This window comes from Paenarthrobacter sp. TE3676 (genome assembly GCF_056279165.1).
In genome coordinates this window covers 313,129-327,158 of sequence record NZ_JBWBQU010000005.1, presented here as the reverse complement: position 1 = coordinate 327,158, position 14,030 = coordinate 313,129, and the positions used below count along the sequence as shown (strand labels likewise).

9 protein-coding genes are annotated in these 14,030 nt (G+C 62.4%); all 9 read left to right on the top strand.

The genetic code is table 11. From position 1 onward, the window contains the following. Window positions 1-162 precede the first annotated feature (162 nt). The 9 genes from ACZ881_RS14300 to ACZ881_RS14260 all read left to right on the top strand — a co-directional run bounded on the left by ACZ881_RS14300 (window position 163) and on the right by ACZ881_RS14260 (window position 13,985). Window positions 163-645 carry a MarR family winged helix-turn-helix transcriptional regulator gene (locus tag ACZ881_RS14300; protein ID WP_476116403.1) on the top strand — a complete coding sequence of 161 codons (483 nt, stop codon included), beginning with the start codon at window positions 163-165 and terminating at the stop codon, window positions 643-645. Window positions 646-655: 10 nt separating this feature from the next. Further along, window positions 656-2,746, top strand: a complete 2,091-nt coding sequence (locus ACZ881_RS14295) for an MFS transporter (protein WP_476116401.1) — start codon at window positions 656-658, stop codon at window positions 2,744-2,746. Between the two features lie 307 nt (window positions 2,747-3,053). After that, window positions 3,054-4,787, top strand: a complete 1,734-nt coding sequence (locus tag ACZ881_RS14290; RefSeq protein ID WP_179018153.1) for an ABC transporter ATP-binding protein — start codon at window positions 3,054-3,056, stop codon at window positions 4,785-4,787. Then, on the top strand, window positions 4,784-6,862 hold the full coding sequence (locus ACZ881_RS14285; protein WP_476116399.1) for an ABC transporter ATP-binding protein: 2,079 nt from the start codon (window positions 4,784-4,786) through the stop codon (window positions 6,860-6,862). The genes ACZ881_RS14290 and ACZ881_RS14285 overlap by 4 nt, the downstream gene beginning before the upstream one ends. Before the next feature lie 56 nt (window positions 6,863-6,918). Further along, window positions 6,919-7,335, top strand: a complete 417-nt coding sequence (locus ACZ881_RS14280; RefSeq protein WP_178994430.1) for an acyl-CoA thioesterase — start codon at window positions 6,919-6,921, stop codon at window positions 7,333-7,335. A 25-nt stretch (window positions 7,336-7,360) separates the two neighbouring features. After that, window positions 7,361-8,125, top strand: coding sequence for a copper homeostasis protein CutC (locus ACZ881_RS14275; RefSeq protein WP_476116397.1), 765 nt, complete (start codon window positions 7,361-7,363; stop codon window positions 8,123-8,125). A gap of 144 nt (window positions 8,126-8,269) precedes the next feature. Further along, complete coding sequence (locus ACZ881_RS14270) at window positions 8,270-11,341, top strand: glycoside hydrolase domain-containing protein (RefSeq protein ID WP_476116395.1); 3,072 nt, start codon at window positions 8,270-8,272, stop codon at window positions 11,339-11,341. A 1-nt stretch (window position 11,342) separates the two neighbouring features. Next, window positions 11,343-13,280: a DUF5107 domain-containing protein gene (locus ACZ881_RS14265; RefSeq protein WP_476116393.1), complete on the top strand. Its 1,938-nt coding sequence runs from the start codon at window positions 11,343-11,345 to the stop codon at window positions 13,278-13,280. 102 nt (window positions 13,281-13,382) lie between these two features. Further along, on the top strand, window positions 13,383-13,985 hold the full coding sequence (locus ACZ881_RS14260; protein WP_476116390.1) for a DUF1349 domain-containing protein: 603 nt from the start codon (window positions 13,383-13,385) through the stop codon (window positions 13,983-13,985). Window positions 13,986-14,030 lie beyond the last annotated feature (45 nt).

The window sequence follows — 14,030 nt, the reverse complement described above, 5'->3', positions numbered from 1 at the left end:
GTGGGGGCTGGCTGCGTTGTGAGGCCTGCTTTGCGCCCAATTTCCCAAAAATAGGGTGCAGAGCGGGCCCCACAACTTAGACACTCCTCGCATCTTTAGTTTCCCAAAGCAATCAATCTGCGTTATAGTTGCTTTAGGCAAACAAAAAGAGGGGTGTTTCGCATGTCCGTCGGTTCTGCCACAGCAACCGATCTTGTGCATCAGATTTTCGATCTCCAGCGCACGCTGCGCTGTGTGGTGACTGCCCACATGGCCCGCGTGCCCGACGTCGGAATGGCTGTGCAGGGGGTGATGCGCTTCATCGGCGAGGGGGAGACCCGCGCAACGCAACTGGCCACTCGACTCGGAGTCAGCGCCCCGGTCCTCAGCCGGCACATCACCGAACTCGAGGAGCTGGGCTTTGTAGTCAGGCGGCCTGATCCCGCTGACGGCAGGGCCCAGCTTCTCGCCCTGACGGAAAGCGGCGCGGCGAAACTGCGCGAATTCGAAGAACAACGCAGCGTGAGACTGCGCGATTACCTGGCGGATTGGAGCGAGGCGGACGCCCTCGAGGCCTCCCAGGTCATCAACAAACTCACTGTGTCCCTCAAGGACTCAATCCGGGCAACGGCGGCCGGCTCCATCACACCAAACCAGACAGCTTAGGAGCCCACGCATGGCTACACCAGCAGTACACAACTCCCAGGCGGTGGACGCCTCAGTTAACAGGGCCTCCGCGCCCATGACCCATCGGCAGATCATGGAAGCCCTCACGGGGCTCCTCGCGGCCTTCTTTACGGCGATCCTCAGCAGCACGATCGTCGCCAACGCGTTGCCCACCATCATGTCCGAGCTCAAGGGCACGCAAACCGACTTCGCCTGGGTCATCACGGCCGCGCTGTTGGCAAACGCTGCCACCACGCCCATCTGGGGCAAGCTCGCGGACCTCTTCGACAAGAAGCTCCTGGTCCAGCTGAGCATCATCATCTTCGTCGCAGGCTCGGTCATGGCAGGCCTTTCTGAAACCATTCCGCTGCTGCTGACCGCCCGTGTCATCCAGGGCGTGGCCATGGGCGGCCTCACCGCCTTGGCACAGGCGATCATCGGCTCCATGATTCCGCCGCGCGACCGCGGCAAGTACTCCGGTTACATGGGCGCTGTCATGGCGGTGGGTACTGCCGGCGGCCCGCTGCTGGGCGGCTTTATCGTTGACAGCCCGCTCGGCTGGCGCTGGACGTTCTTCGTCTGCGTGCCGCTGGCCGTCGTCGCACTCATCCTGCTCCAGGTGACGTTGAAGATCCAGCACATCAAGCGCCCGGCGAAGATCGACTGGCTCGGTTCCGTCCTGCTGACGTCCGGCGTGAGCCTGCTCCTCATCTGGGTTTCCTTCGCCGGCAACCCTGACTACTACGACTGGTTCTCCTGGCAGTCCGCACTCATGGTGGGCGGCGGCGTAGCCCTGCTGGCACTTCTGGTGTTGGTGGAAACCAAAGTCCCTGAGCCCATCATTCCGCTCAAGATCATCTCCGAGCGCACCACGGCCTTGGCCATCGTTGCTTCCGTTGCGGTCGGTATCGCCATGTTCGGTTCGTCCACCTTCCTGGGGCAGTACTTCCAGGTTGCCCGCGGCGCCACACCCACCGAGGCTGGCCTGCTAACGCTGCCGATGATCGCCGGCAACCTGATCGGTTCCGTCGCATCCGGCATTCTGATCAGCCGCTTCGGCAAGTGGAAGAGGTTCCTGGTTGCAGGGTCCGTCCTCCTCATCGGCGGCCTCGCGTTCGCCGGAACCATGGACCACACCACTGAACTGTGGATTGTGGCGATCTATACCGGCGTGTTCGGCCTCGGCCTTGGCATGCTGATGCAAAACCTGGTGCTTGCTGTTCAGAACACGGTCCAGGCCAAGGACATTGGAACCGCCAGTGCTTCGGTGGCGTTCTTCCGCTCAGTGGGTGGTGCGATCGGCGTATCCGTCCTGGGCGCCATCATGTCCAACCATGTGAAGGAACTTGCCGTTGAAGGCATGACTGCCGCGGGCATTCCGGCCCAGGGTGGTGCCTCCGGAGCCAGCATGGACCTGGCCGATATGCCCGCTCCCATCGCCGAGATCATGCGGGCAGCCTACGGTGACGCCACCGCGCAGATCTTCCTGATCTCGGCGATCATCAGCGTTGTGGCCCTCCTGGCTGTGCTGTTCATCAAGGAACGCCCACTGCGCCGCACGGTTGATGCTGCTCCGGAAAAGGAACTCATTGCCACGGCTTCAGGAGACGCTGGAATGTCGCTGGACACCGCGTCCATGGACGCAGTGAAAGCGTCCGACGACGGCGCGCGCGGTTTTGGTGCCGACGCTGCGGTTCCAAGGGGTTCCCGCCAGGTTTCAGGGGGCGCCCGTCAGGTTCCAGTGGGGGAGCGACCGGCTTCGAACGTGGAGTCCGGATCCGACCTTGACCTCGAGTTCGCCCGGATCCTCACGCAGGAACGACCCCACGGCACGGCTGATGTGAAGGAAGTTCAGGAACAACTGTCCCGTACCCAGTACGTCCTCGCCGAACAGCAGCTGCAGCTCAGCCGAGCCAACGTGGAACTCCAGGCCCGGTTGCGGGAGCAGCAAACCATCGCGGAGCAGCAGGCTCATACCGCGGAGGAGCTCGCCGCGATTCGTAAGGAGCTCAAGCGCGAACGCAGGCAGCAGGAACGGATGGCGTTGTTGCTCCTCCAAGGCGTAGAAGCGCGCGCGGACCACGGCAAGCACGCGGGCTGACTCCTCTACGGATCCCGCCCTTGTTTGACACTCCTCGCGTACTACGTGGAGCTTGGCCAACGAGGGCGGGACTGAAAACGCCGGCTGGGAAACCAGCCGGCGTTTTTGTTGCGGCACGGTGTCTACCCAAGGGGCCTACCCCAGAGCGGGCACGACCGACACGGGAAATACTCCGCTGGGATGATCTTTTCCGTAAGTTGTTTCGCCCGGGCAACGGATTTCGTAGAGTGGGGAGGCTAATACTGTCAGCCCCTGCTGCCAAACTTCTCTTATCTCATTCACGCACTCTTTCTAAGGACCCGTGGGCATGCTTGTCACCCTTATACGGCGCTACTCCAAGCCGTATTTGCCGCAGATTGTGGCTGTGCTGATTTTTCAGTTGGCGTCCACCATCGCCACGCTCTACCTCCCCAGCCTCAACGCCAAAATCATTGATGAGGGAGTTTCCCGCGGAGACACCGACTTCATCTGGCAGACCGGTGTGCTCATGCTCGGTGTCGCCCTTGGACAGGTGCTTACCGCTATCATCGCCGTTTACTTCGGCGCCCGCGTTGCCATGGCAATCGGCCGCGACCTGCGCCGAAGCGTCTACCGGCAGGTCAGCAGCTTCTCCGCCCAGGACGTCAATCGATTCGGTGCTCCCACGCTGATCACCCGCGGCACCAACGATGTCCAGCAGGTACAGATGCTGGTGCTCATGGGCCTGAACTTCATGGTTTCCACGCCCATCATGTGTGTTGGCGGCATCATCATGGCCCTCCGTGAGGACCTCAACCTCTCGTGGCTCGTATGGGTTTCCGTTCCGGTCCTGGTGGCCGTAGTGGGCTACCTCGTAGTCCGGTTGATGCCGCTGTTCCGTTCCATGCAGACCAAGATCGACGCGATCAACGGTGTGCTGCGCGAGCAAATCATCGGCATCCGCGTGGTCCGTGCCTTTGTGCGTGAACCCCACGAGGCAAAGCGCTTCGGCGATGCCAATGATGACCTCACCGCAGTGTCCGTGAAGATCGGCAACCTGTTTGTCCTCATGTTCCCGGCCATCGGCATGATCCTGCACCTGTCTACGGCTGCCGTGCTGTGGTTCGGTGGCCAGCGCGTGGACTCTGGTGACATGCAGGTGGGCGCGCTCACGGCCTTCCTCCAGTACCTGTTGCAGATCCTGATGGCCGTCATGATGGGCACGTTCATGGCCATGATGATTCCCCGCGCTTCCGTCTGTGCAGATCGCATCGGCGAGGTGCTCGACGTCGAACCTTCCATTCACAACCCCACCTCACCGGTGGTGCCGGCTGAGAAGAAGGGTCGCGTGGAATTCCGCGACGTCACGTTCAAGTACCCGGGTGCGGAGGCGCCGGTGCTGAGCAACATCTCCTTCACCGCCGAGCCGGGTAAGACCCTGGCCATCATCGGATCCACGGGCGCAGGCAAGACCACCCTGGTTTCGCTCCTGCCGCGGCTTTACGATGTCGCCTCGGGCGACGTACTGCTCGACGGCGTGCCCGTCACCAAGATGGACGCATCTGAAATAACCAGCCGGGTATCCGCGGTTCCGCAGAAGCCATACCTGTTCTCCGGGACTATCGAGCACAACCTGCGCTTCGGCAAGCCCGATGCCACCGACGAAGAACTGTGGGAGGCGTTGGAGACTGCGCAGGCCAAGGGCTTCGTCGAGGAAAAGTCATCCGGTTTGAACAGGCGCATTGCCCAAGGTGGTACCAATGTTTCCGGTGGCCAGCGCCAGAGGCTGTCCATTGCCAGGGCGTTGGTTACCAAACCGAATGTGTACCTGTTTGATGATTCGTTCTCCGCTTTGGATGTCGCTACCGATGCCAGGCTGCGGAAGGCCTTGAAAGCCAAGACCAGGGACGCCACGGTCATCATCGTGGCCCAGCGTGTGTCAACCATTGCTGACGCGGACGAGATCCTGGTGCTGGATAACGGCCGGATCGTCGACCGTGGAACGCACGACGAACTGCTGGAGACGTCACCCACGTACCAGGAAATCGTTGAATCCCAGCTGAGCGTGGAGGAAGTGGCATGAGCGAGCAGAACCAGCAGAAGAAGCGTGGCTGGGCTGCCAAGGCAGAGGCCGCCAAAGATGCCAAGGCAACGGCCGAGGCTGAGGTAGCAACCGAGCTGCTTGATGACGAGGACTTCGTCGAAGAGGAGTACGTCCCTTCCGAAGCCGATGGCGGCATGTTCGGCGACGTTCCGGCAAAGAAGGCAAAGGAGTTCTGGCCGTCCGCCAAGCGGCTGATGGGCCTGCTGAAGCCCGAGAGCGTTGGTGTGTACATCGTGATCGGCCTCGTCATCGTCTCGGTGGTGCTCAACGTGATCGCGCCCAAGGTCCTGGGTACTGCCATGGACGTCATTTTCGGCGGCGTCATTGGCAGGCAGGTCCCCGAGGGAGTCTCCCAAGAGCAGTTCGTGGAGCTCATGCGTCAGCAGGGGCAAGGCAACTTTGCGGACATGGTTTCAAAGATGGAGCTCACCAACGGGATCGACTTCCCCAAGCTGACGTTCCTGATTTCCATCGTGCTGCTCATGTACTTTGTGGCAAACATCTTCCTGTGGGCCCAAGGTTGGTTGCTCAACAGGATCGTCATGCGGGTCATCAAGAAGCTACGCAACGACGTCCAGGCCAAGCTCAACAGGCTCCCCTTGAACTACTTCGACACCCGCCAGCGTGGCGACATCTTGTCCCGCGTAACCAACGACGTCGACAACGTCCAGCAGGGTCTTCAGCAGGCGTTCTCCCAACTGGTCAGCTCCGTCCTCACGGTCCTGGGTATCACGGTCATGATGTTCATCGTGTCCTGGGAGCTGGCGCTGATTGCCTTGATCGCCCTGCCGTTGTCCGGCATTGTTGCCGGCGTCATTGGTGCCCGCAGCCAGAAGCTCTTTGCTGCGCAGTGGAAGAACACCGGCGCACTCAATGGCCAGATCGAGGAATCGTTCTCCGGCCACGACCTCGTGAAGGTGTTCGGCCGAGATGCCGACATGCTGGAGCGTTTCGACGAGAAGAACGAGGAACTCTACAAAGCATCCTTCGGTGCGCAGTTCGTGTCCGGCGTGATCTTCCCGGCCATGAACTTCGTGTCCTACCTGTCCTACGTCGGCATCGCCGTGGTGGGCGGCCTCCGCGTTGCCTCAGGCTCCATGAGCCTCGGCGACGCCACGGCGTTCATCCAGTACTCCCGTGAATTCACCCAGCCGCTGGGCCAGATTGCAGGCATGGCCAACATGCTGCAGTCCGGCGTTGCGTCCGCAGAGCGCGTCTTCGAGTTCCTGGACGCCGATGAAGAAGTTGAAGAGAACGCCACTCGCCACCTGCCCTCCAAGACCGACGGCCACGTGGAGTTCGAACACGTGTCCTTCAGCTACGTGGAGGAAAAGCCGCTGATCGAGGACCTGTCCTTCGCTGCGGAACCTGGTCACACGGTGGCTATTGTGGGGCCCACCGGTGCAGGCAAGACCACGCTGGTGAACCTCGTGATGCGTTTCTACGAGCTCAATGCCGGCCGGATCACCCTGGACGGCGTTGACATCAAGGACCTCAGCCGTGCTGAGCTGCGGTCCAAGGTTGGCATGGTGTTGCAGGATGCCTGGCTCTTTGGCGGGACCATCTACGACAACATCAAGTACGGAAACCTGGACGCCACCGAAGAGCAGATCATGGAGGCGGCCAAGGCCACCTACGTGGACCGCTTCGTGCGGGCCCTCCCTGACGGTTACCAGACGATCATCGACGAAGAAGGCAACAACGTCAGCGCAGGTGAAAAGCAGCTCATCACCATCGCCCGTGCCTTCGTCTCCGATCCTTCGTTGTTGATCCTGGATGAAGCCACGAGCTCCGTGGACACCCGTACCGAGCTGCTGCTGCAGAAGGCCATGGCAGCGCTCCGAACGGACCGTACGAGTTTCGTGATCGCCCACCGACTCTCTACGATTCGGGACGCCGACACCATCCTGGTGATGGAAAACGGCAAGATCGTGGAGCAGGGAAACCACACCCAACTGCTCGCTCTCCAAGGCGCGTACTACCGCTTGTACATGTCCCAGTTCGCGGGTGAGGAAGAGACTGCCATAGACGACTCGACGGCGGTGCACAGCTGAGCACGGAAACACTGAAGGAGCCCATGGCACCCCGGCGCATTGAGGTCCTTGTACCCATGCGCTGGGGTGACATGGACGCCTACGGACACATCAACAACGTCCAGATAGTGCGCATGCTCGAGGAAGCCCGCATCGCAGCCTTCGGGCCGCCCCGCGGCGCTGGCCTCCCCGGCGTCGAACCTCCCGCTGCCCTCTTCAACGATGTTGAGGAGGGCATCATGACCCTGGTGGTGGAGCACAAGGTCCGCTACGTCCGGACGTTGGACTACCGCAACATCCCGGCTGTCGTTGAGATCTGGGTCGGTGCGGTCAAGGGCGCGAGCTTCGATCTCCACTACGTCATTAAGGACCCCGTCACGCGGGAAGACTGCGTCAAAGCCACCACTCACCTGGCTTTCGTGGCGGAGGCCACCGGACGGGTCCTCAGGCTCACTCCGGAGCAAAAGGAAAAGCTCGAACGCTACCGCGCGTAGGCCCTGCTGCCCGTAGAGTTTCAGCATGAAACTTGAAATAGCCGTGGTGAGCGCGGCGGGTGCAGGTACGGCTGCCGCCGAAGGGGCCAACCGCGTTGAGCTGTGCAGCGGCCTGGAACTTGGTGGAATCACTCCAAGCCAAGGACTCATGGAATCGAGCATGGAACACGTCGATGGCCGTCTGGAAATTCATCCGCTGATTCGCTCCAGGCCCGGCGATTTCCGGTACTCGGCGTCCGACCTGGACACCATGGTCCACGAGATCCGCCACCTGCTCGCCCAGGGTGCCCACGGGGTGGTGATGGGGGCGCTCACTCCCTCAGGCGAAGTGGACGTGCAAGCAGTACAGCGTCTGGTGGGCTCGGCCAGGGATGCCAATCCTGAAGCGCAACTGACCTTCCACCGGGCCATCGACCATTCAAGAGACCCTTTGGCCGCCCTTGAGCAACTCATGGAACTGGGCTTCACCCGGGTCCTGACGTCAGGGCATGAAGCTACCGCCGGAGCAGGCCTACAGACCCTGACCTCCATGGTGGAGCGGGCAGGGAGCGCACTGGAAATCATGGCCGGGGGCGGCCTTTCGCTGGAGGATATCCCGGCAATGCACGCGGCTGGCCTGTCCGCCGTTCACCTGTCCGCGAAGAAGACCGTCTCCACCCTTGGGGAAGGTGCCATCTCCCTGGGCGGCCAGGACGGCAGCGATCCCACTGCCTACACCGTCACCGACCGCGAGGTTGTCAGGGGAGCCAGGGCGAAAGTCAACGCGCTGAACCTTGCCATGCCCAAGTAGCCCCTGCTGTCCAGCTTACGGACGGGAAAATTGCAGTGATCGCGCATCGTAATGACTCTTTACGCCGCCGTGGAACATCGGGATGATGTAAGGATTCACCACCTCGGTGAAAAGCCCCGGAAGCTACCTTCAGGAGTCCCAGCGATGCCGCTGCCCGCGCCGGTTTCACCGGCCCCCGTTTCCCCTCCCAAAATAAGCAGAAACAGTGCGCTGACCGAAGCCCACCCGGAGGTGGAATGTGGCATTGGGGCGTGGGACAAATTGCTCTACGGAAATCACCGGTTCGTGGTGGAAGTGGTCCAAGTAGGGGAAGAGGCGCAGGAGACCCACGTACCAGCCAGTGCTCACAGGGTGGTCATCCCCTGGCGACGGCAGGACCACCACCCGGCGTCGGTTGACGTCATCATCGTCTCGGAAAAGAGTGGCACCAGGGTCCGGAACGTGCTCGTGGAAGAGGCCAGCCGGGAGTCCGGAAGCATTATTTTCGAGGCGATCGATGGCTTGGGGATCTACTTCGTCTATTACCTGCCCTACGCCATGCTGGGCAAACCCCACTATCCCCAGGCGCAGTACCTCCCGCATCGTCCGGCCGCAGACCCTGCCTGGGCTGCCGCCGTCGGGCGTTCAGCGTGGGTTCCGGCGAAGCGTGAGCTGCCAAAGGCCACAGTCCTGCGATACGAGGCGGCCAGCGAGCGGGACACCTTCGCGCCGATGAACTTCACTGCACGCATGGACGAACTGGAGAAGTTCCACCGGGCTTACGGGGGCCAGGCCTTCCTGGTGTTTCCCGAGGACCGCCTGCACCCCATCTCCATGCAGGGCGACCTTCCAGCACACTGGGTGATCAACGGGCCGGGGACGACCTTCACAGCCAATGCCCGGCCCGGGGAGGACTACGTGGTCCAGCTTGGGTTGTACGCTCAGCAGGACCTCGCAGCCGTGACGGTCGAAGTCACTGCGCCGTCCGGGGGACACTGCATCAACACTGATGGCGTGGACCGTCTGGGCAGGCCTTGGCAGAGGACGCTTGCCTTGAGAGCCGGGCAGGTGCAGGCGCTGTACGTGATCCTGCCAGTCCCGCGCAATGCTGCCGGAACCACCGTGGAGGCGTTGGTGAGGATTACCGCCACCGGTATAAGCGCCCCTGGCCAAGCGGCGCAGGACGTCGAGGTCACGCTTGATGTGGCTGCAGACGCGGACACAGAACCCGACGGCGGCTTCGGAGATCCGCGGTTGCTGCGGCGCCTGGCTTGGCTGGATTCGCGGGTGGCCCAGGACGCTGAGCTCGTTAGGCCCTTCACGCCCATCACGTTGGACGAATCGAGCAGGACGTTGGGGATTCTGGGCAGGTCCCTGCGGTTGACGGAGTCGGGACTGCCGGCGCAGGTGACGTCCACCTTCACCGCCGCCGTCACCGCAACTGATGGTCCCGCCGTCGAACTTCTTAGCACCCCCGTGCGACTGGACGTCGAGGGAATCGATTGGACGCATGGGCAGCTCATCTTCACTGAGGAGGGCCCGGGGCGGACGTCGTGGCGGTGCAGCTGGAAGGGCCGAAAAGAGGGCAAGTCAGCGCTGACGCTGGAGCTGAACGGCGTTCTCGACGCCGATGGAGCAGTTTCGTACTCACTGCGCCTCAGTTCCGCGGAAACTGTGGACGTGAACGACGTTGGGCTGCAGCTTGCGTTTTGGGAGCCGGCGGTTCCGCTGGCCATGGGTTTGGGTGTCCCGGGTGGGCGGCGACCGGAATCTCTTGACTGGGCGTGGGACGTATCGGCGAAGAACCAGGACGCGCTGTGGCTGGGAAGTGTGAACGCCGGAATCCAGCTTGCCCTTCGCGATGGCAGCTATGAACGGCCGCTCAACACCAACTTCTACCGGGAGAAGCCGTTGGTGGAGCCGGCGTCGTGGGCCAATCGACAGCAAAGCAGCGGGGACGCCATAGTCCGAGGCGGGGTCAAGCTGCATACGGCAGGCGGCATGGTCACGCTGAACGCCTTCAGTGGCGCGCGGACACTGACTGCCGGGGAGGCCTTGGACTTTGATTTCCGCCTGTTACTGACACCGTTCAAGCCGATCGAACCAACTAGGCACCTTGGGAAACGCTACTTTCACGCTCCTGAAAATCCGGCCGACATCAAGGCCGCGGGAGCCACCGTGGTCAATGTCCACCACGCAACGGCACCGGCTCCGTTCATCAATGATCCCCTGCTGACCCGGGACTCGCTTCGGAACTACGTTGCCGAGTGTCATGGGCAGGGTCTGAAGGCCAAGGTGTACAACACGGTCCGCGAGCTCACATTCCACAGTCCGGAGCTGTTGCCGTTGCTGCACCTGGACCACGAGATCTTCAGTGATGGACCGGGCGAGGGACATATCTGGCTGCAGGAACATGTGGGAAGCGGCTACGTCTCAGCGTGGTTCGCGCCCAATGTGGATGACATTGCCGTGGTGACCACGGGTGAGTCGCGGTGGGAGAACTTCTACGTTCGCAGCCTCCATGAACTGGCCAGGGGCGAGGACGGGATCGACGGCATCTACCTTGATGACATTGCTTATGACCGGCATGCCATGCTGCGGGTCCGCAAGGTCCTTGAGAGGGCCTGCCAATCCAGAGGTGTGGACGGACCGGAAATTGACCTACATTCCGCCAACCAGTTCACAGCCCATGACGGATACGCGTCCTCAGCCAATCTGTACATGGAGCACCTGCCCTATGTGGACCGGCTCTGGCTGGGGGAGTACTTCGACTACCACACCACTGATCCCGACTATTGGCTGGTGGAGCTGTCCGGGATTCCCTTCGGACTCATGGGCGAGATGTTGGAAGGCGGTGGCAACCCTTGGCGTGGCATGGTGTTCGGCATGACAGGCCGGGCACCCGCCGTCGACAACCGCCCGCTCTGGGAGTTCTGGGCCGCAGCCGGGCTGGAAAGCGGGCAGATGCGGGGCTTCTGGGACCCTCAGGCACCCGTACGGACCAGCCACCCGGACGTGCTGGCCACCACGTGGGTGACAGAGCACGGAATGGTAGTAGCGCTGGCGTCATGGGCCGGTGAAACTGAGGATGTGACGTTGATTTTCGACGACGACGCTGCCGCCCAGGGGGTCGTAGCCCCGGGCATTCCCGGGTTCCAATCCGCCGCAAGCTACGCGCCCGGCCAAGCCATCACCCTTGAGCCGCAGCGCGGCCTCCTTCTCACGATCGGATACTGACGTGGCCATCACCGCAAGCTCCAACCTCACCGTCACCACTATTTCCCTGACAATGGCTGAGCTCGGCCCATTGAACCCCCTGCCGGTGGTGGCAGCCGAACTGGACCAGCCCTACACCGTGGGCGAGGGCGTGCCGGAGGAACTCCAAGCCTCGGCCCGCTACGGAGTGGTGCCCAACGTTTACCCGTACCTCATGCAGGACGGCTACAGCCGCGAAGCGGCACCCAAGGAACTGCCCGCCGTCGTGCTTGAAAACAGCAAACTCAAGGTGACCGTCGTCCCTTCATTGGGTGGCCGCATCTGGGAGTTGTTCGACAAAGCCACAGGCAAGCAGCTCCTGCACACCCACGATGCCCCGCAACTGGCAAACATTGCGCTGCGCAAGGCGTGGTTTGCGGGTGGGCTGGAATGGAATATCGGTACCCGCGGTCATTCGCCCACCAGTTGCGATCCGCTGCACACCGCGATTGTCCACACTCCGGACGGCAAACACATCCTGCGCATGTGGGAGTACGAGCGGCTGCGGGAAGTGGTGTTCCAAGTGGACATCTGGTTGCCTGCGGACTCGGACGTCCTCTTCGCCGCGGTCAGGCTGCGGAACCCGAACGATCACGATGTCCCCATGTATTGGTGGAGCAACGCAGCCATCCCGGAAACGGACGGCACTCGGGTCATCGCTCCGGCGGACGAGGCTTTCGGCAGTGACTACGCCACCGACATCACCCGGGTCCGGCCCACTGACCATGAAGGGTATGACGGCACGTGGCTGGTCAACAGCCCGCACGCGGCGGACTTTTTCTTCGACATCGATCCTTCCGAGCGGCGCTGGGTTGTGGCAGCGGACGACGACGGCGACGGGCTGGCGATGCTGTCCACCGGCCTCCTCCGCGGAAAGAAGCTTTTCGTCTGGGGCCAAGGACAGGGAGGAAAGCGTTGGCAGGAGTGGCTGAGCCCCGGAGCCGGACCGTACGCCGAGATCCAGGCCGGCCTCGCGCAGACGCAGTTCGAACACCTGGTGATGCCGGCCGGCGCCGAGTGGGCATGGGTTGAAGCGTACGGGAACGGGCACCTTGAGCCGCAGACCTCGCACGGTGCCGATTGGGATGCTGCGGTGGCCCACGCCAGCGAACGGTTGGAACAACTCCTGCCCCCTGAGGAACTTGAGGCAATGCTTCCCGCGGCCATCAGCAATGCCGACATCCCGCCGTCGAAAATGCTGCGGCACGGAAGCGGTTGGGGCGTTGTGGAGCGTGCCCGGCGCGCCAGGTCAGGCATGGCCTGGATTGATGAAAGTGGTACACCTTTCGTGGACGAGAGCGCCACGGCGGAGCAGGAACCGTGGCTTGGGTTGCTGCAGGGAAAAGCGTTCGACGGCGCCCCCAGTTTCGTTGCGGGGGCGGACTGGGAAGACTTGCTGGCCGGGCAAGACAGTGCGGAGGCAAAGCTTCATTTGGCCACCATGAAGCATGCGCGGCAGGACCTGGGCGGGGCGAAGGCGCTGTATCGCGAGGTATTGGCGGCCCGCGATGTGACGCTCGGTACCAAGGCGCTCGCGCACCGTGGTTTGGGCTTGGCACTGCTTGCTGAGGGACAGGAAATGCAGGGTCTGGCTGAGCTTCGGAACGGCGTGAAGATTGACCCTTCAAACGTAGCTTTGCTCACCGAAGCCGTAACGCTCAGCAACCGACACGGTGACCCGGCCATGGCACTGGAACTTGCGGAGATGGCACCCAAGGAGGCCGCCGCCGTCGGACGTTTGAGATTCCTGAGGGCGCTGGCGCTCGCGCGCACGGGAAACCCCGGTGGGGCGGCTGCCATCCTTCGCGCGGGCGTTGAGATTCCGGACCTCCGTGAAGGGGAAGATGCGATAGCCGCATTGTGGGAAGAGGTATGTCCGGGCGAGCCTGTCCCTGCGGCCTATCAATTCGGGATGCACTAAAGGTCTTTTCTGGTGGCGCCCGGGTGTGGCCTCCCGCACATCTCCGGCAATCTCTGAAAGCGTGTTCTTGACCATTTTTTTCAGGATACAGAGGAGCACCGATTGATCCCCGAAGTAGCAGGACTCCCGCCCTTGGAGTGGACGTCGTCCGCTGGTCACGCCAGCTATGACGAGACCGAGGGGACGCTGACTCTCACAGCCGCGCCCGGGGTTGACTGGACCAACGACTCCCTCGGGGGAGAACCGCAGCACGGCGCCACTGCGCTGGGGTTCAGGGCTCCGGCGGCGTTCTCGTTGTCGGCCAGGGTTATGGTGGCCTCACCACGGACAACCTTCGACGCCGGTGTGTTGACCCTGTGGGCGGACAGCGAGCACTGGGCCAAGCTCTGCTTCGAGTATTCTCCGCAAGGGGAAGCCATGGTGGTCAGCGTGGTGACCAACAGCTATTCCGACGATTCCAACGGGCCTGTGGTGACCGCTCCGTGGGTTTACCTGCGGGTCAGCCGGGTGGGTCCTGCGTGGGCTTTCCACTCGTCACCGGATGGCCGGGAGTGGTCCTTTGTCCGGCTGTTCAGGTTGGATACGGAGAAACCTGTGCACGTCGGGTTCATGTCGCAAGCCCCAATGGGGGAGAGCTGCGAGGCGCGTTTTGACACCATCGAATTGACGGAAGAACCTCCGGCGGACCTCCGCGACGGAAGCTAGCGGCGCGCCAACGCAGGCCACGCTGGTGGAACGGCAAGCCTGTGG